Source organism: Actibacterium naphthalenivorans (assembly GCF_014196965.1).
In the GTDB taxonomy this organism is placed as follows: Bacteria; Pseudomonadota; Alphaproteobacteria; order Rhodobacterales; family Rhodobacteraceae; genus Actibacterium_A; species Actibacterium_A naphthalenivorans.
This window is the reverse complement of record NZ_JACIEQ010000001.1, coordinates 232,730-254,248: the sequence shown is the minus strand read 5'-3', so window position 1 is coordinate 254,248 and position 21,519 is coordinate 232,730. Positions and strand designations below refer to the sequence as shown.

General features: G+C 67.6%; 19 protein-coding genes. 16 read left to right on the top strand and 3 right to left on the bottom strand.

Annotated elements, in window-relative coordinates:
* Positions 1-2 precede the first annotated feature (2 nt).
* The 16 genes from ftsW to GGR17_RS01155 all read left to right on the top strand — a co-directional run bounded on the left by ftsW (position 3) and on the right by GGR17_RS01155 (position 17,320).
* A complete protein-coding gene (gene ftsW, locus GGR17_RS01230; RefSeq protein WP_054538420.1) occupies positions 3-1,169 on the top strand; it encodes a putative lipid II flippase FtsW in 1,167 nt (388 codons plus the stop codon).
* A gap of 2 nt (positions 1,170-1,171) precedes the next feature.
* Positions 1,172-2,278 (top strand): UDP-N-acetylglucosamine--N-acetylmuramyl-(pentapeptide) pyrophosphoryl-undecaprenol N-acetylglucosamine transferase, encoded by a 1,107-nt coding sequence (locus GGR17_RS01225; protein ID WP_054538421.1) that lies wholly within the window; start codon positions 1,172-1,174, stop codon positions 2,276-2,278.
* Positions 2,275-3,675, top strand: coding sequence for a UDP-N-acetylmuramate--L-alanine ligase (murC, locus tag GGR17_RS01220; RefSeq protein WP_054538422.1), 1,401 nt, complete (start codon positions 2,275-2,277; stop codon positions 3,673-3,675). Before GGR17_RS01225 ends, murC begins: the two co-directional genes overlap by 4 nt.
* Positions 3,676-3,680: 5 nt before the next feature.
* Entirely contained in the window at positions 3,681-4,871 is a 1,191-nt protein-coding gene (locus GGR17_RS01215; protein ID WP_054538423.1) for an APC family permease, read from the top strand.
* On the top strand, positions 4,868-5,125 hold the full coding sequence (locus tag GGR17_RS01210; RefSeq protein WP_054538424.1) for a DUF2484 family protein: 258 nt from the start codon (positions 4,868-4,870) through the stop codon (positions 5,123-5,125). Before GGR17_RS01215 ends, GGR17_RS01210 begins: the two co-directional genes overlap by 4 nt.
* Positions 5,122-5,376, top strand: coding sequence for a DUF2484 family protein (locus GGR17_RS01205; protein ID WP_037204546.1), 255 nt, complete (start codon positions 5,122-5,124; stop codon positions 5,374-5,376). The genes GGR17_RS01210 and GGR17_RS01205 overlap by 4 nt, the downstream gene beginning before the upstream one ends.
* A 14-nt stretch (positions 5,377-5,390) precedes the next feature.
* Entirely contained in the window at positions 5,391-5,681 is a 291-nt protein-coding gene (locus GGR17_RS01200) for a hypothetical protein (protein WP_054538425.1), read from the top strand.
* A gap of 8 nt (positions 5,682-5,689) precedes the next feature.
* A complete protein-coding gene (gene murB / locus GGR17_RS01195) occupies positions 5,690-6,610 on the top strand; it encodes a UDP-N-acetylmuramate dehydrogenase (protein WP_157445525.1) in 921 nt (306 codons plus the stop codon).
* A gap of 88 nt (positions 6,611-6,698) precedes the next feature.
* Positions 6,699-7,577 carry a D-alanine--D-alanine ligase gene (locus GGR17_RS01190; RefSeq protein WP_235974392.1) on the top strand — a complete coding sequence of 293 codons (879 nt, stop codon included), beginning with the start codon at positions 6,699-6,701 and terminating at the stop codon, positions 7,575-7,577.
* Positions 7,565-8,452, top strand: a complete 888-nt coding sequence (locus GGR17_RS01185; protein WP_054538428.1) for a cell division protein FtsQ/DivIB — start codon at positions 7,565-7,567, stop codon at positions 8,450-8,452. The genes GGR17_RS01190 and GGR17_RS01185 overlap by 13 nt, the downstream gene beginning before the upstream one ends.
* Positions 8,449-9,783 carry a cell division protein FtsA gene (gene ftsA / locus GGR17_RS01180; RefSeq protein ID WP_037211410.1) on the top strand — a complete coding sequence of 445 codons (1,335 nt, stop codon included), beginning with the start codon at positions 8,449-8,451 and terminating at the stop codon, positions 9,781-9,783. The genes GGR17_RS01185 and ftsA overlap by 4 nt, the downstream gene beginning before the upstream one ends.
* Before the next feature lie 180 nt (positions 9,784-9,963).
* Positions 9,964-11,532 (top strand): cell division protein FtsZ, encoded by a 1,569-nt coding sequence (ftsZ, locus tag GGR17_RS01175; protein WP_054538429.1) that lies wholly within the window; start codon positions 9,964-9,966, stop codon positions 11,530-11,532.
* 233 nt (positions 11,533-11,765) lie between these two features.
* Positions 11,766-12,686, top strand: coding sequence for a UDP-3-O-acyl-N-acetylglucosamine deacetylase (gene lpxC, locus GGR17_RS01170; protein ID WP_054540345.1), 921 nt, complete (start codon positions 11,766-11,768; stop codon positions 12,684-12,686).
* Positions 12,687-12,801: 115 nt separating this feature from the next.
* On the top strand, positions 12,802-13,638 hold the full coding sequence (locus tag GGR17_RS01165) for an outer membrane protein assembly factor BamD (RefSeq protein WP_054538430.1): 837 nt from the start codon (positions 12,802-12,804) through the stop codon (positions 13,636-13,638).
* Positions 13,639-13,660: 22 nt separating this feature from the next.
* On the top strand, positions 13,661-15,310 hold the full coding sequence (recN, locus tag GGR17_RS01160; RefSeq protein WP_054538431.1) for a DNA repair protein RecN: 1,650 nt from the start codon (positions 13,661-13,663) through the stop codon (positions 15,308-15,310).
* A 321-nt stretch (positions 15,311-15,631) separates the two neighbouring features.
* Positions 15,632-17,320 carry a chloride channel protein gene (locus GGR17_RS01155; protein ID WP_054538432.1) on the top strand — a complete coding sequence of 563 codons (1,689 nt, stop codon included), beginning with the start codon at positions 15,632-15,634 and terminating at the stop codon, positions 17,318-17,320.
* A 7-nt stretch (positions 17,321-17,327) separates the two neighbouring features.
* Here GGR17_RS01155 and GGR17_RS01150 read toward each other — a convergent pair whose 3' ends face one another.
* From GGR17_RS01150 to cobT, 3 genes are all read right to left on the bottom strand, one after another.
* Positions 17,328-17,672: a DUF427 domain-containing protein gene (locus GGR17_RS01150; protein ID WP_054538433.1), complete on the bottom strand. Its 345-nt coding sequence runs from the start codon at positions 17,670-17,672 to the stop codon at positions 17,328-17,330.
* 90 nt (positions 17,673-17,762) lie between these two features.
* Complete coding sequence (locus tag GGR17_RS01145) at positions 17,763-19,568, bottom strand: aminopeptidase P family protein (RefSeq protein WP_054538434.1); 1,806 nt, start codon at positions 19,566-19,568, stop codon at positions 17,763-17,765.
* Between the two features lie 69 nt (positions 19,569-19,637).
* Positions 19,638-21,518, bottom strand: coding sequence for a cobaltochelatase subunit CobT (gene cobT, locus GGR17_RS01140; protein ID WP_054538435.1), 1,881 nt, complete (start codon positions 21,516-21,518; stop codon positions 19,638-19,640).
* Position 21,519 lies beyond the last annotated feature (1 nt).

The following is a 21,519-nucleotide window of genomic DNA, read 5'->3' as shown; positions in this document are numbered from 1 at the left end:
TCATGACGGAAATGGTGTACGGCACCGTGCCGATGCGGGCCGGTGAACCGATTCTTCCCCGGTGGTGGCGGACGATCGACAAATGGACCCTGTCGTGCATCCTGCTTTTGTTCGGGATCGGGCTGTTGCTGGGGCTGGCCTCGTCGCCGCCACTGGCCGCGCGCAACGGGCTTGCGCCGTTCCATTACGTCGAACGGCAGGCGTTTTTCGGCACGCTGGCCCTGGGCGTGATGTTCTTCACCTCGATGATGTCGCCCGATCTGGTGCGCCGGTTGGGCGTGCTGGGCTTTTTCGGCGCCTTCGCGGCGCTGGCGCTGCTGCCGGTGCTGGGCACAGATTTCGGCAAGGGCGCGGTGCGCTGGTATTCGCTTGGCTTCGCCAGCGTGCAGCCCTCGGAATTCCTCAAGCCCGGGTTCATCATCCTGGCCGCCTGGCTGATGGCCGCCAGCCAGGAGGTGAACGGCCCGCCGGGCAGGCTGTTTTCCTTCGGCATCGCCATCGTGATCGTCGGGTTTCTGGCGATGCAGCCCGATTTCGGGCAAGCCGCGCTGATCCTGTTTGCCTGGGGCGTGATCTATTTCGTAGCCGGTGCGCCGTTCATGCTGTTGGTCGGGATGGCCGGGCTGACCGTCTTCGGCGGCACCATAGCCTATAACAATTCCGAACATTTCGCCCGCCGGATCGACGGCTTCCTGTCGGCTGATCTCGATCCGCGCACCCAGCTTGGCTATGCGACCAACGCCATCCGCGAGGGCGGCTTTTTCGGCGTCGGCGTCGGCGAGGGGCAGGTCAAGCAATCGCTGCCCGATGCCCATACCGATTTCATCATCGCCGTCGCCGCCGAGGAATACGGGCTGCTGCTGGTGCTGGCGATCATCGTGCTGTTCGCGGTCATCGTCATCCGCTCGCTGTTCCGCCTGATGAAAGAGCGCGATCCGTTCATCCGGCTGGCGGGCTCGGGGCTGGCCTGCGTGTTCGGCGTGCAGGCGCTGATCAACATGGGCGTGGCGGTGCGGCTGCTGCCGGCCAAGGGCATGACCCTGCCGTTCGTCAGCTATGGCGGCTCGTCGCTGATCGCGGGCGGCATCGCCGTCGGCATGTTGCTGGCCTTCACCCGGACCCGCCCGCAGGGTGAAATCGGCGATATCCTGATGCGGAAAGGGCGGTAGCAATGGCCGGCAAGGCGGCGCTTCTGGTCATCGCCGCGGGCGGGACCGGCGGGCATATGTTCCCCGCCCAGGCGCTGGCCGAGGCGATGATCCGCAAGGGCTGGCGGGTGAAGCTTTCGACCGACGCGCGCGGCGCGCGCTACGCGGGCGGCTTTCCGCATGTGGTGGAGGTGGAGCAGATCGCATCGGCCACCTTCGCGCGGGGCGGGGCGCTGGCCAGGGCGGCGGTGCCGTTCCGGCTGACAGGCGGCGTGATCTCGGCGGCGGCCAAGATGCTGCGGGACCGGCCCGATGTCGTTGTGGGCTTTGGCGGCTACCCGGCGATCCCGGCGGTGGCGGCGGCCACGATCCTGCGGCTGCCCCGGATGATCCACGAACAGAACGGCGTGCTGGGTCGGGTGAACCAGCTTTTCGCGACCCGCGTCCATGCGGTGGCCTGCGGCACCTGGCCGACCGAACTGCCCGAGGGTGTCGAGAGTTTTCATACCGGCAATCCGGTGCGCGCGACGGTGCTGGAACGCGCGGGCGCGCCCTATATCCCGCCGGGCGACTACCCGATGTCGCTGCTTGTGATGGGGGGCAGCCAGGGCGCGCGCATCCTGTCGGATGTGGTGCCCGCCGCCATCGCAGCCCTGCCCGAGGCGTTGCGCGGCAATATCCGCGTGTCGCACCAGGCGCGTGACGAGGATGGCGCGCGCGTGGCGCAATTCTACGCCGAACACGGGATCGGTGCCGATGTTCAGCCATTTTTCCACGACGTGCCCCGCCGCATGAGCGAGGCACAGCTTGTGATTTCGCGCGCCGGCGCATCCTCGGTCGCCGATATCAGCGTGATCGGCCGGCCGTCGATCCTGATCCCCTTCGCGGCCGCGGCGGCGGATCACCAGACAGCCAATGCCCGCGGGCTGGTAAAGGCGGATGCCGCGATCATGATCCCCGAATCCGCCCTTGAGCCTGCCGCGCTTTCAGAGCAGATAAGCGCGGTTCTCACCAACCCCGATGCGGCGGTGCATATGGCCCACGCGGCCCTGGGCGTCAGCCGCCCGGACGCGACCGAGCGGCTGGTGGAGATCGTCGAGGCGCTGGCAGGCAAGGGGCAACAGGCATGAACGCGGCAACAAAACTTCCCACCGATGTGGGCCCGATCCATTTCGTCGGTATCGGCGGCATCGGCATGTCCGGCATCGCCGAGGTGCTGCTGAACCTGGGCTATACCGTGCAGGGCTCTGATCTGAAGGCCAGCAAGATCACCGATCGGCTGGCCGGGCTCGGCGCCACGATCTTCGTCGGCCAGCGCGCCGAGAACCTGGAAAATGCCGAGGTGGTGGTAATCTCCTCCGCCATCAAGCCGGGAAACCCGGAACTGGACGCCGCCCGCCGCATGGGCCTGCCCGTGGTGCGCCGGGCCGAGATGCTGGCCGAGCTGATGCGCCTGAAATCCAATGTCGCCGTCGCCGGTACCCATGGCAAGACCACGACCACCACCATGGTCGCCACGCTGCTGGATGCGGGCGGGCTCGACCCCACGGTGATCAACGGCGGCATCATCCACGCCTATGGCTCCAACGCCCGGATGGGCGAGGGCGAGTGGATGGTGGTCGAGGCGGATGAAAGCGACGGCACCTTCAACCGTCTGCCCGCGACCATCGCCATCGTCACCAATATCGACCCCGAGCATATGGAGCATTGGGGCACGTTCGAAAACCTGCGCCAGGGCTTCTACGATTTCGTGTCGAACATCCCGTTCTACGGTCTGGCGGTCTGCTGCACCGATCACCCCGAGGTGCAGGCGCTGGTGGGCCGCGTCACCGACCGCCGCGTGGTGACCTTCGGCTTCAACGCGCAGGCCGATGTGCGGGCGGTGAACCTGACCTACAAGGCGGGTGTCGCGCATTTCGACATTGCGCTGCAGGCCGAGGACATGGTGATCGAGGGCTGCAGCCTGCCGATGCCCGGCGATCACAACGTCTCGAACGCCCTGGCCGCCGTGGCCGTGGCCCGGCAGCTTGGCATGAAGCGCGACGAGATCCGCGCCGCGCTGGCCGCGTTCGGCGGGGTGAACCGGCGTTTCACCAAGGTGGGCGAGGTGAACGGCGTGACCGTTATCGACGACTACGGCCATCACCCGGTCGAGATCGCCGCGGTGCTCAAGGCGGCGCGCCAGGCCACCGACGGCCGCGTGATCGCGGTGCATCAGCCGCACCGTTATTCCCGCCTGCATACGCTGTTCGACGATTTCTGCACCTGTTTCAACGATGCCGACGTGGTGGCCATCGCCGAGGTGTTCGCCGCCGGTGAAGACCCGATCGAAGGCGCGTCGCGCGATGATCTGGTCTCGGGGCTGATCCGCCACGGCCACCGCCACGCCCGCGCCATCGTCAGCGAAGACGATCTGGTGCGGCTGGTGCGTGAACAGGCCGGGCCCGGCGACATGGTGGTCTGCCTGGGCGCGGGCACGATTTCAGCCTGGGCCAACAACCTGCCCGCGCGGCTGGAAAAGGCCTGAGGCCGGTGGCGGAGGCGCTCAAGCGGCGGATCGGGCCGGGGCTGCTGACGGCCTATGGCATCGGGGTGATGATCGGCGCCGGGATCTATGTTCTGGTCGGCGCGGTGGCGGGGCAGGCCGGGGTTTATGCGCCGCTGTCGTTTCTGATTGCCGGGCTGGTCGCCGCGCCCTCGGCGCTGTCATATGCCGAACTGTCCACCCGCATCCCCGAAGCGGCGGGCGAGGCCGCCTATGTCGATCAGGGGCTGAAAATCCACTGGCTGTCGGTTGTGGTGGGGCTGGGCATCGTGCTGGCCGGCACGATCTCGGCCGCGGCGGTGCTGCGCGGCGGCGCCGGTTACCTGACCGCAGTCATCGACCTGCCGTTCGAATGGGTGGTGGCAGGGCTCGGCGCGGCACTGCTGGCCGTGGCGCTGATCGGGGTGCTGGAAAGCATGGCGGTGGCGGCGATCTTTACCGTGATAGAGCTGATCGGGCTTGGCCTGGTGATCTGGGCCGGCTCCACTGCGGCGCCGGTACCGGCCTGGAGCGCCCCGCCCGAGATTTTCTGGCCGGGTGTGGGCATGGGCGCGGTGCTGGCGTTTTTCGCCTTCATCGGCTTCGAGGATATCGTGAACATGGCCGAAGAGGTGGAGCATCCAGAGCGCACCCTGCCGCGCGCCATCCTGATTTCGCTGCTTGTGACCTCGCTGATCTACGCCGGGGTCAGCCTTGCCGCCGTCCGCGCCGTTCCGGTCGAGGCGCTGGCCAACAGCACGCGCCCGCTGTCGCTGGTGTGGGAGGCGCGCAAGGGCAACAACAGCGCGGGTTTTCTGTCGCTGATCGCGGGGGTGGCGGCGCTGAACGGGGTGCTGGCGCAGATCGTCATGGCCGCGCGGGTGCTGTTCGGCCTGGGCAAGCGCGACCGGCGGCTGGCGCTGTTCCATCACGCCCATCCGCGCTTCGGCACGCCGGTGAAGGCGACGTTGCTGGTTGGCGCGGCGGTGATCCTTGGCGCGCTGGCCCTGCCGGTGGCGGCGTTGGCGGAAATGACCTCTTCGCTGTTGCTGGCGGTGTTCGCGGTGGTCAATCTTTCGCTGATCGCGCTGAAGCGGCGCGCGCCGTTCGCGCCGTTCCGGGTGCCGATGTTCGTGCCCTATGCCGGGCTTCTGGCCGCGCTGGCCGCGCTGGCGATGACGCTGCTGGGGCCGGCATGACCCTGTCGCTCACACTGGCCTGCCTCTGGGCACTCGCGGCGACCATCACCGCGTTTCTGCCGATGCGGCTGCAATACGCGCCGGGCCTCGCGCTGCTGGTGTCGGCGCCGGTGCTGATCGGGTATCTGGGCTGGCAGCATGATGTCTGGGTCGTTCTTGCCGCTGTCGCGGGGGCCGCGTCGATGTTTCGCAGGCCGCTCTTCTATCTGCTGCGCCGGGCGTTGCGCCCCGGCGGCGGGGAGGGGCGGGAATGAACCTGTCGCTGATCCTGGCGTGTTTCTGGGCGCTTGCCGCCACCGGCATCGCCTTCCTTCCGGCCCGGCTGAACTGGCCGCTGGCCTATGGGCTGATCGCCGCCGGCATTCCGCTGCTTGGCTACGTCACCTATCAGAACGGGCCGGTCTGGGGGCTTCTGGTGCTGGCGGCGGGCATGTCGATGCTGCGCTGGCCGGTCTATTACTTCGCCCGCTGGTGCGCGCGGCTGTTGCGCGGTAAAGGTCCCTGAAAACGGGGGGCGCGATGGCGGGCTATACGGAAATTCTGGTTTACGGCACCTGGGCGGCGGCACCGGTGATCGCCTATCAGGCGCTGACCCACGGGCTGGCCCGCAAGGGGCGCGACTTTCTGGTGATCTTCGCGCTTTACTCGACGGCGGTAATCGTGACCTGGGCGGCGCTGCGCGCCGATCTGGCGCGCACGGGCTTCGGCGCGAACACGCCCCTCGGGGTGCTGTTGCCATGGATCGGAACCGGCGTGCTGTCGGCCGCGCTGTTCGCGCTGGGGCGCCGTAACGGCGAGGACGGGGCATGAGGGGCGCGATGCCACAGGTGCGCGGCACGCTGACGCCGGACCGGTCGCTGGATGATCTGACATGGCTGCGGGTCGGCGGCCCGGCGGACTGGCTCTTTCAGCCTGCGGATGTCGATGACCTGGCGGCGTTTCTGGCCGCGCTCGATCCTGCGGTGCCGGTGTTTCCGATGGGCGTGGGCAGCAACCTGATCGTGCGCGACGGCGGGCTGCGGGCGGTGGTGATCCGGCTGGGGCGCGGGTTCAACGGCATCGCGGTGCAGGGCGGCCGGGTGACGGCAGGCGCGGCGGCGCTGGACGCGCATGTGGCGCGCAAGGCGGCGCAGGCCGGGGTGGATCTGACCTTTCTGCGCACCATCCCCGGTGCCATCGGTGGCGCGGTGCGGATGAACGCCGGATGCTACGGTTCGTATGTTTCAGACGTTCTTTTGTACGCAAGGGCGGTGACGCGGGCCGGCGCGGTGGTGACGCTGACCCCCGAGGATCTGAAATTCGGCTATCGCCACAGCGACCTGCCCGACGGCTGGGTGCTGATCGAGGCGGTGTTCGAAGCGCCGGCGGGCGACCCCGCCGCGCTGGAGGCGCGCATGGCCGATCAGCTTGCCCGGCGCGACGCCAGCCAGCCCACCAGAGAGCGCAGCGCCGGATCGACCTTTCGCAACCCGGCCGGCTTCAGCTCGACCGGGCGGGCGGATGACACCCATGAGCTGAAGGCGTGGAAGGTGATCGACGATGCCGGGATGCGCGGCGCCACGGTGGGCGGCGCGCAGATGTCGCGGATGCATTCCAACTTCATGATCAACACCGGCGGGGCCACGGCGGCGGATCTGGAAAATCTGGGCGAGCAGGTGCGAAAAAAGGTTTTCCAAAAGAGCGGAATAGACCTACAATGGGAGATCATGCGGGTCGGTGAACCGGCACCGCGGAAATAATCAAATTCAGGGGCCACTTATAAGGCTCCGAATCGAGGCACCAGTGGTGGGTATGTCGAGCAGGGCAGCCCCCAAAGTAGCGGTTCTGATGGGCGGATCCTCGGCTGAGCGCGAGGTTTCGCTGGTATCGGGGCGGGATTGCGCCGCCGCGCTTGGGGAAGAAGGCTTTGAGGTTGTGCGCGTGGATGCGGGCGCCGACCTCTGTGCACGCCTTGCCGAGATTCAGCCCGATGTGGTTTTCAACGCGCTGCATGGTCGCTGGGGCGAGGATGGGTGCGTTCAGGGCCTGCTGGAATGGCTGCGCATCCCCTATACCCATTCGGGCGTCCTGGCCTCGGCCCTCGCGATGGACAAGGAACGCACCAAGATGGCCTTTCGCGCCGCCGGGCTGCCGGTGGCCGAAAGCCTGCTGGCCCCCGCCGTTGAGGTGCGCGCGCGTCACGTGATGGAGCCGCCCTATGTGGTCAAGCCGAACAGCGAGGGGTCTTCGGTCGGGGTCTATCTGGTGCATGAGGCGGCGAACGGGCCGCCGCAGCTTTCTGCGGAGATGCCGGATGTCGTGATGGTCGAGGCGTTCGTGCCGGGGCGCGAGCTGACCACCACGGTGATGGGCGACCGGGCGCTGGGGGTCACCGATATTCTGACCGACGGCTGGTATGATTACGAAGCCAAGTACACCGAGGGCGGCTCGCGCCATGTGCTGCCTGCCGACGTGCCGGCCGAGATTTTCGACGCCTGCATGGACTACGCCCTGCGCGCGCATGACGTGCTGGGCTGCCGGGGCGTGTCGCGCACCGATTTCCGCTGGGACGAGACGCGGGGCCTGCGCGGGCTGTTCCTGCTGGAGACGAACACCCAGCCGGGCATGACGCCGACATCGCTGTCGCCAGAGCAGGCGGCGCATTGCGGCATGTCCTTTGGCGCGCTGTGCCGCTGGATGGTGGAGGATGCGTCATGCAACCGGTAGCCGCGCCCGAACCTGCGAAGCGTGACCCGGCGCCGACGCGTCTGGCCTATCGGCTGCACCGGCTGTGGCTGACGCCGCTGTTCCGGTCTTTGCTGCGGGTGGGGCTACCCTCGTTCTGCATGGTGTTCGCGGTGGGCTGGTACCTGGCCGATCAGCAGCGGCGCGAGGAGCTGGGGCTGGTGTTTTCCGACCTGCGCCGCGCGATCGAGGAGCGGCCGGAGTTCATGGTCAAGCTCATGGCGATTGACGGCGCGTCTGGCGAGCTGGATCAGGATATCCGCGAGATCGTTCCGCTGGATTTCCCCGTCAGTTCGTTCGATCTGGAGCTTGAAGAGATGCGCCGCGCCATTCTGGGGCTGGATGCGGTGGCCGGGGCCGGGCTGCAGATCCGGCCGGGCGGCATTTTGCAGGTGTCGATCCAGGAGCGCATTCCCACCGTGATCTGGCGCAGCCGCGACGGGCTGGAACTGCTCGATGGCGAGGGTCACCGGGTGGCGCCGCTGGGCGCGCGTACCGACCGGCCCGACCTGCCGCTGATCGCCGGCGACGGGGCCGATGCGCAGGTGGCCGAGGCGCTGGCGCTGATCGAGGCGGCGCGGCCGCTGGCCGGGCGGCTGCGCGGGCTGGTGCGGATGGGCGAACGCCGCTGGGACGTGGTGCTGGACCGTGACCAGCGCATCCTGCTGCCCGAACGGGGCGCGGTCGAGGCGCTGGAGCGTGTGATCGCGCTGGATCAGGCCGAAGACATGCTGGAGCGGGATCTGATGGCGGTGGACATGCGCAATGCCGACCGCCCGACGCTGCGTATGTCGCCCGAAGCCGTGGAAGAACTGCGGCGCGTGAAAACATTGGAAACAGGAGCAATCAAGGGATGACCGATCTCTATCAGTCACAGCGCGCCATGCGGCGGATGCGCAAGCAGGCGATGGACCGGGGCGTGATCGCGATTCTGGATGTCGGCACCTCCAAGATCGCCTGTCTTGTGCTGCGTTTTGACGGGCCGGAGCGGTTTTCCGGCGGTGATGGCGTCGGCTCTCTGGCGGGGCAATCGTCGTTCCGGGTGATCGGGGCGGCCACCACCCGTTCGCGCGGGGTGCGCTTTGGCGAGATCGACGCGATGCAGGAAACCGAGCGCGCCATTCGCACCGCCGTTCAGGCGGCGCAGAAGATGGCCAACCTGCGGGTCGACCACGTGATCGCCTGCATGTCGGGGGCGCAGCCGCGGTCTTACGGGCTGGATGGCGAGATCGATCTGGTGGACAGCGTCGTCAGCGAGGATGACGTGGCCCGCGTTCTTGCCGCCTGCGACGTGCCCGATTTCGGCGACGGGCGCGAGGTGCTGCATGCCCAGCCGGTGAATTTCGCGCTGGACCACCGGTCGGGGATGAACGATCCGCGCGGGCAGATCGGCAACCGGCTGGCTTGCGACATGCATCTGCTGACGGTGGATGCGCATGTGGTGCAGAACCTGCTCTATTGCATCAAGCGCTGCGACCTGGAGCTGGCGGGGCTGGCAAGCTCGGCCTATGTCTCGGGCATCTCGTCGCTGGTCGAGGATGAGCAGGAGCTGGGCGCGGCCTGTATCGACATGGGCGGCGGCGCGACCGGCGTGTCGGTCTTCATGAAGAAACACATGATCTATGCCGATTCCGTGCGCATGGGCGGCGATCACGTGACGGCGGATATTTCCAAGGGGCTGCAGGTGCCGCTTTCGACGGCGGAGCGGATCAAGACCTTCTATGGCGGCGTGGTCGCCACCGGGATGGACGACCGCGAGATGATCGAGATCGGCGGCGACACCGGCGATTACGAGCATGACCGGCGCACCGTCAGCCGGGCCGAGCTGATCGGAATCATGCGCCCGCGCGTCGAGGAGATTCTGGAGGACGTGCGCGCCCGGCTCGATGCGGCCGGGTTCGAGCATCTGCCAAGCCAGCAGATCGTGCTGACCGGCGGCGGCAGCCAGATTCCGGGGCTCGACGGGCTGGCCAGCCGAATCCTTGGCCAGCAGGTGCGCCTTGGCCGGCCGCTGCGTGTGCAGGGCCTGCCGCAGGCGGCGACGGGCCCGGCCTTTTCGGGGGCGGTGGGGCTGTGCCTGTTTGCGGCACACCCACAGGATGAGTGGTGGGACTTTGAGATCCCGGCAGAGAGGTATCCGGCGAAATCGCTGAAAAGAGCGGTGCGCTGGTTTAAGGATAACTGGTGACCGCAAGATACTGTGTGAGCGGCGAAATACCGCCAATGCGGCCCTTCGGTCCCCAATATTTTGTGGGTTTTTTTGCGTTTTTTTCGTGACCAGCCCTGTTCGAAACGGTAGAATCAAGCGAATAAAGGACCACAGCGGCGTATTGTGCCGAGTAAAAGAACAACGCAGGCGGACAGATCAATGACATTGACACTCACAATGCCGGAGCATGAAGAACTCAAACCCCGGATCACTGTTTTCGGTGTGGGCGGGGCAGGCGGCAACGCCGTCAACAACATGATCGAGAAGCAGTTGGACGGGGTGGAATTCGTCACCGCGAACACCGATGCCCAGGCGCTGCAGCAATCGAACGCCCCGGCGAAGATCCAGATGGGCGTTAAGGTGACCGAAGGGCTGGGCGCGGGCGCGCGGCCGTCGGTCGGGTCCGCCGCCGCCGAAGAGGCGATCGAGGAAATCGTCGATCATCTGGCAGGCGCGCACATGTGCTTCATCACCGCCGGCATGGGTGGCGGCACCGGCACCGGCGCGGCGCCGATCATCGCGCAGGCCGCGCGCGAGCTGGGTGTTCTGACCGTCGGCGTCGTGACCAAGCCGTTCCAGTTCGAGGGCGCCAAGCGGATGCGCCAGGCCGAGGAGGGTGTCGAGGCCCTTCAGAAGGTTGTGGACACGCTGATCATCATTCCGAACCAGAACCTGTTCCGCCTGGCCAATGAAAAGACCACCTTCACCGACGCGTTCAGCCTGGCCGATGATGTGCTCTATCAGGGCGTGAAGGGCGTGACCGACCTGATGGTGCGCCCCGGCCTGATCAACCTGGATTTCGCCGACGTTCGCGCCGTGATGGACGAGATGGGCAAGGCGATGATGGGCACCGGCGAGGCCGAGGGCGAGGATCGCGCGGTTCAGGCTGCCGAAAAAGCCATCGCCAACCCGCTGCTCGATGAAATCAGCCTGCGCGGCGCCAAGGGTGTTCTGATCAACATCACCGGCGGCTACGACCTGACCCTGTTCGAACTCGACGAAGCCGCCAACCGCATTCGCGAGGAAGTGGATCAGGAGGCCAATATCATCGTCGGCTCGACGCTGGATACCGCCATGGAAGGGTTCATGCGGGTATCGGTTGTCGCCACCGGGATCGACGCCAGCAATGTGGTGATGGACACGCCGGTTCCGCGCCGCCGCATGGCCGAACCGCTGCAGCCCGCCGCCGTGGCGGAAGCGCCCGCGCCGGCGGTTGCGGAAACGCCTGCCGCCGCGGAAACGCCCGAGCCGTCGCTGTTCCCGGCGGAAGAGCCGCGTGCTGCCGCCCAGAGCTATGCGCAGGACGATGAGCTTCCGGCCCCGGCCTATCAGCCGCAATCGGAAGAAGACGCCGCGCTTGCCGCCGCGCTTGCCGATGATCCGCAGCCCGAGGAAGAGGTGTTTGTCGCGCCGCGCCCGCGCGCGCCGGGAACGCCGTCGCCCGAAGCCATGGCGCGCCTGCAGGCCGCCGTTGCCAAGGCGCCGCGCACCAGCTCTTCGGAGCATCACGCCGCGAGCGCCCGCCCGGCGAGCGCCGCCGACAAGGCGCGTTTCGGCATCGGCTCGCTGATCAACCGCATGGCCGGCAGCCCGCAGGAGGCCACCGCGCGCGCCGCGCAGCCGGAGCGCCGCCAGCCCCCGGTTCAAAGCCAGCAGGAAGCCGCGGAGACCGACCCGGATCAGGAGAGGATCGAGATCCCTGCGTTCCTGCGGCGTCAGGCCAACTAAAATCTGACTGCGAAAATTACGTGAAAAGGCCGGGTTGACCGGCCTTTTTTCATTTCTAAATCAGAGTTTTGCATCATATACCTCACCCCCGCGGCGGCAAATCGCCGATGCCTGACGCGCAATGTTTCAGCGCGTTACAATCTTTGAGTTGAGGTTCCGGGCCGGTGACCGTACCTCAAATGTGCAGCTGCGGCATGGTCCGCCTGCCGGGGCAAAAGAAAGACGGGTGCAAATTGCAGACCACTCTTAAATCGCAGGTTGGATTCGCCGGTATCGGTCTTCACACGGGGCGCCCCGTGCGGATGATGGTGCGCCCGGCCTCGGCTGAATATGGTGTGTGGTTCCGCCGCACCGACGTTTCCGACGCTGATCCGCTGATCGCCGCCCGCTGGGATGTGGTCTCGCCCGCGCGGCTTTGCACCCGGCTGGTGAATGACGCGGGCGTGTCGGTGTCGACCGTCGAACATCTGATGGCGGCGCTTGCCGGCTGCGGCATCCACAACGCGCTGATCGAGATCGACGGGCCGGAAGTGCCGATCCTCGACGGGTCGGCGGCGCCTTTCGTCAGCGCGTTCATCGCGCGCGGGCTGCAGGAGCTGGACGCGCCGAACCGCGCGATCGAGATCCTCGATACCGTGGAGGTGCGCGAAGGCGATGCCTGGGCCCGGCTTTCGCCCGCCCGGACGCTGGAAATTGATTTCCACATCGATTTCACCGATCCGGTGATCGGTGTGCAGAACAAACGCCTGAACATGGCCAACGGCGCCTTTGTCCGCGAATTGTGCGACAGCCGCACCTTTTGCCGCCAGAGCGATGTGGATGCGATGCGCGCCAACGGGCTGGCCCTTGGCGGCAGCCTGCTCAACGCGGTCGTGGTTGATGGCGACCGAATCCTCAGCCCCGGCGGGCTGCGCCACGCCGACGAGGCGGTGCGCCACAAGATGCTGGATGCGCTGGGCGACCTCGCGCTGGCCGGTGCGCCGATCCTGGGCCGCTATACCGGGCACCGCGCCGGCCACGCCATGACGAACGCGCTTTTGCGGGCGCTTTTCGCCCGGCCCGAGGCTTTTCGCATGGTAACATGCGACGCGCGGCTGGCGCGCAACCTTCCGGGCGTCGGCGTCAGCCGCACCGATCTGCGCGCCGTCGCCTGAGCAACCGGGTTTCGCGGTAAAAGCGTTTTTCCTCCGATTTTTATGTGCTAGGACACGGCGCAGGCCGCGCCGAACGCCACACGCGCGGAGCACTAGGAAAGAGGTATTGCGGGTCATGGGCAAAAGCAGATCGCTCAAGGGGCTTGTCGGGGCGTTGGCGGCGCTGGCCGTGCTGTCATCGTGTGGCGGCAACAAAGAGCCGGCGCTGGAAAGTCTGACCGCCGAGGATATCTACAAGAAGGCCGAGTTCGAGCTGGAAACCACGCGCAACGCCGATGACGCCGCCGTGCTGTTCGGCGAGGTCGAGCGGCTCTACCCCTATTCCGAATGGGCCAAGCGCGCGCTGATCATGCAGGCCTATGCCTATTACATCGACAAGGACTATGAAAACAGCCGCTCGTCGGCGCAGCGCTATATCGATTTCTATCCGGCCGATGAGGATGCGGCCTATGCGCAATATCTTCTGGCGCTCAGCTACTACGACCAGATCGACCTGATCGGCCGCGATCAGGGCCTGACCTATCAGGCGCTGCAGGCGCTGCGCACGGTGATCGAACGCTATCCCGACAGCGAATATGCGCAATCGGCGATCCTGAAATTCGATCTGGCCTTCAACCATCTCGCCGCCAAGGAGATGGAGATCGGGCGCTACTACCTCAAACGCGGCCATTACACCGCCGCGATCAACCGGTTCCGCGTGGTGGTCGAGGATTTCCAGACAACGACCCACACCGCCGAAGCGCTCTATCGCCTGATCGAGGCCTATCTGTCGCTGGGGCTGGATCACGAGGCACAGGCGGCGGGCGCGATTCTCGGCTTCAACTATCAGTCCACCGAATGGTATGAGGACGGGTACAAGCTGTTGCAGGGCAAGGGGCTGGAGCCGGATGTGCTCGGGACCGGCTGGCTGCAGGCGATCTATCGGCAAATGGTCAAGGGCGAATGGCTCTGACCCTGGGGCAGGGGGGCTTTCGATGCTGCGCAGTCTCGACATCCGGGACCTGCTGATCATCGACCGGCTGGAACTCGCGTTCCAGCCCGGCCTGAATGTGCTGACCGGCGAGACCGGGGCCGGCAAATCCATTCTTCTGGATGCTCTGGGCTTTGTGCTGGGCTGGCGCGGCCGGGCCGAGCTGGTGCGCGAAGGCGCCGCGCAGGGCGAGGTGGTGGCGGTGTTCGACCTGCCCGAATCCCATGCCGCCCGCGCAGTGCTGGCCGACGCGGGCTTTCCCGCCGGCGACGAGCTGATCCTGCGCAGGGTCAACAGCGCCGACGGGCGCAAGACCGCCTGGGTCAATGACCGCCGCGCCTCGGGCGAGGTGCTGCGCGCCCTGTCCGACACGCTGGTAGAGCTGCACGGCCAGCAGGATGACCGCGGGCTGCTGAACCCGCGCGGGCACCGGGTCTTGCTGGACGACTTCGCCGGCAACGCCGCGCCGCTGGCCGCCACCCGCGCCGCCTGGCGCCGCGTGGCCGAGGCCCGCCGCGCCCTGGCCGAGGCCGAGGCCGCGCTGGCCGCGCTGCGCGAAGAGGAGGATTTCCTGCGCCACGCCCTGGCCGAGCTCGACGCGCTCGATCCGCAACCGGGCGAAGAGGCCGAGCTGGACACGCGCCGCCGCATGATGCAGGCGGCCGACCGTATCCGCGAAGACATCGCGCGCGCCTTTACCGCCATGGGCGGCGACGGGGCCGAGGGCCTGCTGGGCGATGCCGTCCGCTGGCTGGAAGGCGCGTCGGACCGGGCCGAGGGCCGGCTCGACGGCGCCATCGACGCACTCTCCCGCGCCCTGTCGGATCTGGGCGAGGCGCAGCAGGGGGTGGAGGCCTGCCTTGATCACCTCAGCTTCAACCCCGCCGAGCTGGAAATGACAGAGGAGCGCCTCTTCGCCATCCGCGGCCTTGCGCGCAAACACGGGCAACAGCCCGACGATCTGGCAGAGTTCACCCGGACCCTGCGCGCCCGGCTCGCCGCGCTCGACGCCGGCGAGGGCGATATCGCCGCCCTGCACGCCGCCGTGGCGCAGGCCGAAGCGGGCTATCGCGCCGCTGCCGAAACCCTCACCGCCCGGCGCATCAGGGCGGCCAGGGCGCTCGACAAGGCGATGGCCGCCGAACTGGCCCCGCTGAAGATGGAGCGCGCGGTCTTCGCCACCGAAATCACCCCCGCCGATCCCGGCCCCGAGGGGCAGGATGGCGTGACCTTCACCGTCGCCACCAACCCCGGCGCGCCCTCCGGCCCGCTCGACAAGATCGCCTCGGGCGGCGAACTCAGCCGCTTCCTGCTGGCGCTCAAGGTCTGCCTCACGCGCGGCACCTCCGGCATCACCATGATCTTCGACGAGATCGACCGCGGCGTCGGCGGCGCCACCGCCGACGCGGTGGGCCGTCGCCTCGCCGCGCTGGCCGAAGGCGGGCAGGTGCTGGTCGTCACCCATTCGCCGCAGGTGGCGGCCCGGGGCGCGCATCACTGGCGGGTGGAGAAGCAGGTCAGCCGGGGCAAGACCCGTTCCACCGTCACGCCGGTTGCCGAAACCGGCCGTGTCGATGAAATCGCCCGCATGCTCGCCGGCGACACCATCACCGAAGAGGCCCGCGCCGCCGCCCGTGCCCTGCTCGGCGCCTGAGCTTCATCTTTCCGAAAATATCCCCGCCGGAGGCACCTGAGCGCCCGCCAGGGCGCGAGGCAGGAAACGGCCCGGAACGGGCCGCGACAATGGCCCCTCACCGGGCATGGCCGCGAAATGCGGCGCGCTTTCGCCCCCCTGCGCCCAGATCGGGCTTGGACCGGCCCGGCCGATCGCCTAAGAGGGAAGAGACGGCGCCAGGCGCTTCGGGGATGGGCGCGGGCGCGCGCTGCCGGGGATGCGCCGCAGCAGGGGCATCCTGTGCCAGGCGGGCGGCGCGGGAAAGGCCCGGGGAAACACGCCCGGCAGAATGGGTCCGCCTTGGGCGAGCGGCTTTCCGCATTTCTCGACCGGCAGCGCAGTGACGCGAAAACCGCCGTTCGCAACGGCTGGTCTGCGCTGCTGCGCGAGGGGCCGTCCAAGCTTCAGTTCTGGATCATCGCGCTGATCGTCGGCAGTGCCGCGGGCTTTGTGACGCTGGGCTTCCGTCATGCGATCGACGCGCTGCAGCGGGCGTTCTACGGCGTCGATGACCCGCGTCTGTTGCACAGCTTCGCCCAGACATTGCCGTGGTACTGGGTGCTGATCATTCCGATCTGCGGCGGGCTGGCGGTGGGTATCCTGCTGCGGCTGTTCACCGATGACGGCCGGGTCTGCAGCGTCGCCGACGTGATCGAGGGCGCGGCCCTGCATGACGGGCGGGTGGAGCGCAAGGCCGGGCTGGCCTCGGCGCTGGCCTCGCTGATCACGCTGTCATCGGGTGGCTCCACCGGGCGCGAGGGGCCGGTGGTGCATATGGCCGCGACCATCGCCTCCTGGGTGTCAGAGCGTATCCATGCCAATGGCATGACGGGGCGCGATCTGCTGGGCTGCGCGGTGGCGGCGGCGGTCTCGGCCTCGTTCAACGCGCCGATCGCCGGCGCGCTTTTCGCGCTGGAGGTGGTGCTGCGGCATTTCGCGGTGCACGCCTTCGCGCCCATCGCCATCGCCAGCGTGGCCGGCACGGTGATCTCGCGCCTGAGCTTCGGCAATGTCACCGAATTTTCGCTGCCGCTCGACAATGACCTGATCGTCTATGTCGAACTTCCGGCCTTTTTGCTTTTGGGGCTGGTCTGCGGTCTGGTCGCGGTGCTGCTGATGCGGGCGATCTTCTGGGCCGACGACGTCGGCAACTACCTGCAGGGCGAGATGCGGGTGCCGTCCTGGCTGCGCCCGGCGCTGGCGGGGGCGCTGCTTGGCGGGCTGGCGATCTATTTCCCGCATATCATCGGGGTGGGCTATGAAACCACATCCGCCGCGCTGACGGGGCAGCTCGTGTTTCACGAGGTTCTGATCTTCGCCGTGCTCAAGGGCGTGGCCGTGGCCATTACCATGGCCGGGCGGATGGGGGGCGGCATTTTCTCACCCTCACTGATGATGGGCGCGCTGACCGGGCTGGCCTTCGGCATCGTCGCGACCTCGGTCTTCCCCGATATCTCGGGCTCCGAAACCCTCTATGCGCTGGCCGGAATGGGGGCGGTGGCGGCCGCCGTGCTGGGCGCGCCGATCTCGACCACGCTGATCGTGTTCGAACTGACCGGCGACTGGCAGACCGGACTGGCGGTGATGGTGGCCGTGTCGGTCTCGACAGCGCTTGCCTCGCGCCTGGTGGATCGCTCGTTCTTCCTGACCCAGCTCGCGCGTGCCAACAAGCATGTGGCCGCCGGGCCGCAGGCCTATCTTCTGTCGCTCTACAAGGTGCGGGTGGTGATGCGCGGCAAGGACAAGCCCGGCGCGGCCTCGCCAGAGGCCTGTCTGGCGCTGATGGAGCAGGGGGTGTTCATCGGCCCCGACGCAACGCTGGAAACCGCTCTGCCGGTATTCGACGAAACCGGCCACAGTTTCATCCCGGTCGTCGCCCCGGCAACCGACAAGGCCCCGGCAACCCTGCTGGGCGCGCTGTTTCACGTGGATGCCCTGGGGGCCTATAACCGCGCCCTTGCGGCCATGGCGGCCGAAGAACATTCCTGACCGCGGATCAAAGCTGTTCGACGGCGACCTTTTCGGTGGAATAAAAGGCCAGATGGCCCTTTATCCGCGCAACCTCATCCTTCGGCTCTTCATAGGACCAGGCGGCGTCTTTCAGCGTTTCGCTTTTGGTGCCGATCGAGAAATAGCTCGCCTCGCCCTTGTGCGGGCAGGTCGTGCGCGTGTCGGACGCGTCCAGAAACGCCATCGCGACATCGCCGCGCGGGAAATAGATCACCGGCGGATAGGCCCCTTCGGACAGTTCCAGCGCATCGGTGCTTTCGGCCAGAACGGCGCCGCCGGCGCGCACCACCCATTTTCCGCCCGCCTTGCGTATCGCGATGTGGTTTGTCATGGCTGCTCTCCCCCGTCGGCCTGCGTTGCGGCCGCATACTAGTCGCCGCTTCATGACAGTTACATGTCGCCGTATCCAGCGTCCAGATGGTCACAGGGGGGCGGTGGCACGCCCGAGCCAGACGCGCGCCGCCTCTGACACGCGCGGCGCGATCCTGTCACGCACCTGCGCGTGATAGGCATCCAGCCAGGCCCGCTCCTCGGCGCTCAGCATATCGGCCAGAATGAGGCGCCGGTCGATCGGCACATAGGTCAGCGTGCCGAAGCACAGCATCGCCCGGTCATCGCCGCCGGGCAGGGCCGGGGCCTCCTGCACCACGATCAGGTTCTCGAGGCGGATGCCAAAGGCACCCTCGCGATAATATCCCGGCTCGTTCGACAGGATCATCCCCGGCTCCAGCGCCACCTCAGAGCTGCGCGACAGGCGCTGCGGCCCCTCATGCACGCTGAGATAGGCGCCGACGCCGTGGCCGGTGCCATGATCGTAGTCCTGCCCGGCCAGCCACAGCGGATACCGCGCCAGCGCCTCCAGATCCCGCCCCGACAATCCGCGCGGCCAGCGCGCGCGCGATATGGCGATCATGCCCTGCAACACGCGGGTGAAGCACAGCTTTTCCTCATGCCCCACATCGCCGATGGCAACCGTGCGGGTGATGTCGGTGGTGCCGTCGATATACTGCCCGCCGCTGTCGATCAGCAGCAGATCGCCCGGCGCAAGATCGCGATTGGTGTCCCGGGTCACCCGGTAATGCACGATGGCGCCATTCGGCCCGCTGCCCGCGATCGTGTCGAAGCTGATGTCGCGCAGCGCGTTCGTGGCGCGGCGGCAGACCTCGAGCTCGGTCGCCACGTCGATCTCGGTCAGGCGCGCGGTCGGAACGGTGGCGTCGAGCCATGACAGGAACTCCACCACCGCCGCGCCGTCGCGCAGATGCGCCTCGGTGGTGCCGGCAATCTCGGCCGGGGTCTTGCGGGCCTTGGGCAGGAGACAGGGGTCGGCGCCCCAGCGGATCTCTACCCCGGCCTCGTTCAGCAGCCCGGCCAGCGCGATCGGGGCGCTGGCCTTGTCGAGCCGCACCGGCCCGGGCAGGCTGCGCAGCGCCGCGTCAAAGGCCACGGGCGGGCGTAGCGTGACCTCGGCGCCCAGATGCGCCGCCAGCGCCGCATCGCATTTCGCCGGATCGGCAAACAGCGTCACCCGCCCGTCGTCATGCAGAATGGCAAAGGCATGCGGCACCGGATTGCGGGCGATATCGCTGCCCCTGACGTTCAGAAGCCAGGCGATGGAATCGGGCAGCGTCAGCACGGCAGCCTTCTGCCCGGCGGCGCGCAGCTCCGCGGCGATCCGGCCGCGCTTGGCGGCATGCTCTTCCCCGGCAAGCGCGGCGGGATAGGGCACAACCGGCCCCAGCGGCGGGCCGGGCTGATCGTCCCAGATCCGGTCGATCAGATTGTCGCTCTCGCACAGGCCGACACCGCTGCCCGCCAGCTCTTCCAACAGCTTGTCGATCTGCTCGAACGTGTGCAGCCAGGGATCGAACCCCACCACGCCGCCACCGGGCAGCGCCTCGCGCAGCCACGCCGCCAGCTTGGTCTCGGGCCAGGGCACGGGCGTGAAATGCGCCGGATCGACCTGCGCCCGGACCTGCACCCGGTAGCGCCCGTCGATGAACACCCCGGCCCGGTCGCGCAGGGCCACGGCAAACCCCGCCGAGCCGGTGAAGCCGGTTAGCCAGGCCAGCCGCTCGTCACGCGGCGCGACATATTCGCCCTGATGCGCATCGGCGCGCGGCACCATGAACCCGTCCAGCCCGGCGGCCGCCATCTGCCGGCGCAGATCCGCCAGCCGGGGCGGGCCGTCGGCAGGGCGGGTGGTGGCCTCGAACCTTTGAAACATGCGCCGCGCTCCTGCTTTCATCTTTCCCGAAATATCCCCGCCGGAGGCAAGAAAACTCTGGCTCCGGCCTCAGCTCGCCCTGCGGATGCCCATCACGCGGGCGCGCGCCCGCGGGTCGCTGTCGAACAGCCCGGCCAGCTGCTCGGTCATCGCACCGGCCAGCTGTTCCACATCGGTGATCGTCACCGCGCGGTCGTAATAGCGCGTCACATCATGGCCGATGCCGATCGCGATCAGCTCCACCAGCTTGCGTTTCTCGACCATGGCGATCACGTCGCGCAGGTGTTTTTCAAGATAATTCGCGGGGTTGACCGACAGGGTCGAATCGTCCACCGGCGCGCCGTCGGAAATCACCATCAGGATCTTGCGCGCCTCGTGCCGCGCGACCAGACGCCGGTGCGCCCATTCCAGCGCCTCGCCGTCGATATTTTCCTTCAGCAGGCCTTCCTTCATCATCAGCCCCAGATTGGGGCGCACCCGGCGCCAGGGCGCGTCGGCCTGTTTGTAGATGATGTGGCGCAGATCGTTCAGCCGGCCGGGCTGCTGGGCGCGGCCCTCGCCCAGCCAGCGTTCGCGCGATTGGCCGCCCTTCCAGGCGCGGGTGGTGAAGCCCAGAATCTCCACCTTCACCTGACAGCGTTCCAGCGTGCGCGCCAGCACATCGGCGCAGATCGCGGCGATCGAGATCGGGCGCCCGCGCATCGAACCGGAATTGTCCAGCAGCAGCGTCACGACGGTATCGCGAAACTCGGTATCCTTCTCGACCTTGAACGACAGCGGCGTCGTCGGGTTGGCCACCACGCGCGCCAGCCGCCCCGCATCCAGAATGCCCTCTTCGCGGTCGAACTCCCAGCTGCGGTTCTGCTGCGCCTGCAACCGGCGCTGCAGCTTGTTGGCCAGGCGGCTGACCGCGCCCTTCAGCGGCTCGAGCTGCTGGTCGAGATAGGCGCGCAGCCGCTCCAGCTCCGCCGCCTCGGCCAGATCCTCGGCGCGGATCTCCTCGTCGAAATCGGTGGTGAAGACATCGTAATTCGGATCGGCCTGCGAATGCGGCGGCGGCGGGGGCGGCTCCATCGGGGCGTCACCTTCGGGCAGCTCGGCCTCGTCCGACATTTCCATATCGGCCAGATCGTCCATCGACACCTGCGCCTCGGCGGCCTCCTGGGTGTCGTCCTGGCTTTGCTCGGGACTGGCCTCGCTCTCTTCCGACGATTGATCCTGATCGTCGCCGGTGCTTTCGGGCTGGTCTTCCTCCTCGTCGGACTGGGTGCTCTGATCGTCTTGTTCTTCGTCTTCCATGTCCGGGTCGTCGCCCAGCTGGTCGCCATATCCCAGATCGCGGATCACCTGCCGCGCGAAGCGGGCAAAGGCGGATTGATCCGTCAGCGTCTCTTCCAGATTGTCGAGCGTGTCGCCGGCCTGTTCCTCGATAAAGCCGCGCCACAGCTCCATCACATTCTGCGCGCCGGCGGGCAACACGCGGCCGGTGGCGAGGTGCCGGATCAGATAGCCCGCCGCGCGGGCCAGCGGCGCGTCGGCGGCATTGGTGATGTCGGCATAGCCCTTGCGCGCGGCCTCGGCCCCGATCATCGAGTCGATGTTGCCGGCGGTGCCGGGCATGGTGCGGGCGCCCACCGCCTCGCACCGGGCGGTTTCCATCGCCTCGTAGAGATCGCGCGCCATCTCGCCCTGCGGCTGATAGCGGCTGTGGGTGGCGGCATCATGGTATTTGCGGCGCAGCGCATAGGCATCGGCGGTGCCGCGCGCGAGCAGCACCTCGTCGCGGGTCATCCGGCGGCTGATCTGCGGCAGGCGCACGGCATCGTCGCTCATGCCCGGCGGATCGACAGAATAGCTGACGCCCAGATCGGGATCATCGGCCATGACCCGGGTGGCCTCGGCCAGCGCCTTCTTGAACGGATCGGCGGGGTTGTCGGATTTCTGGGTCATT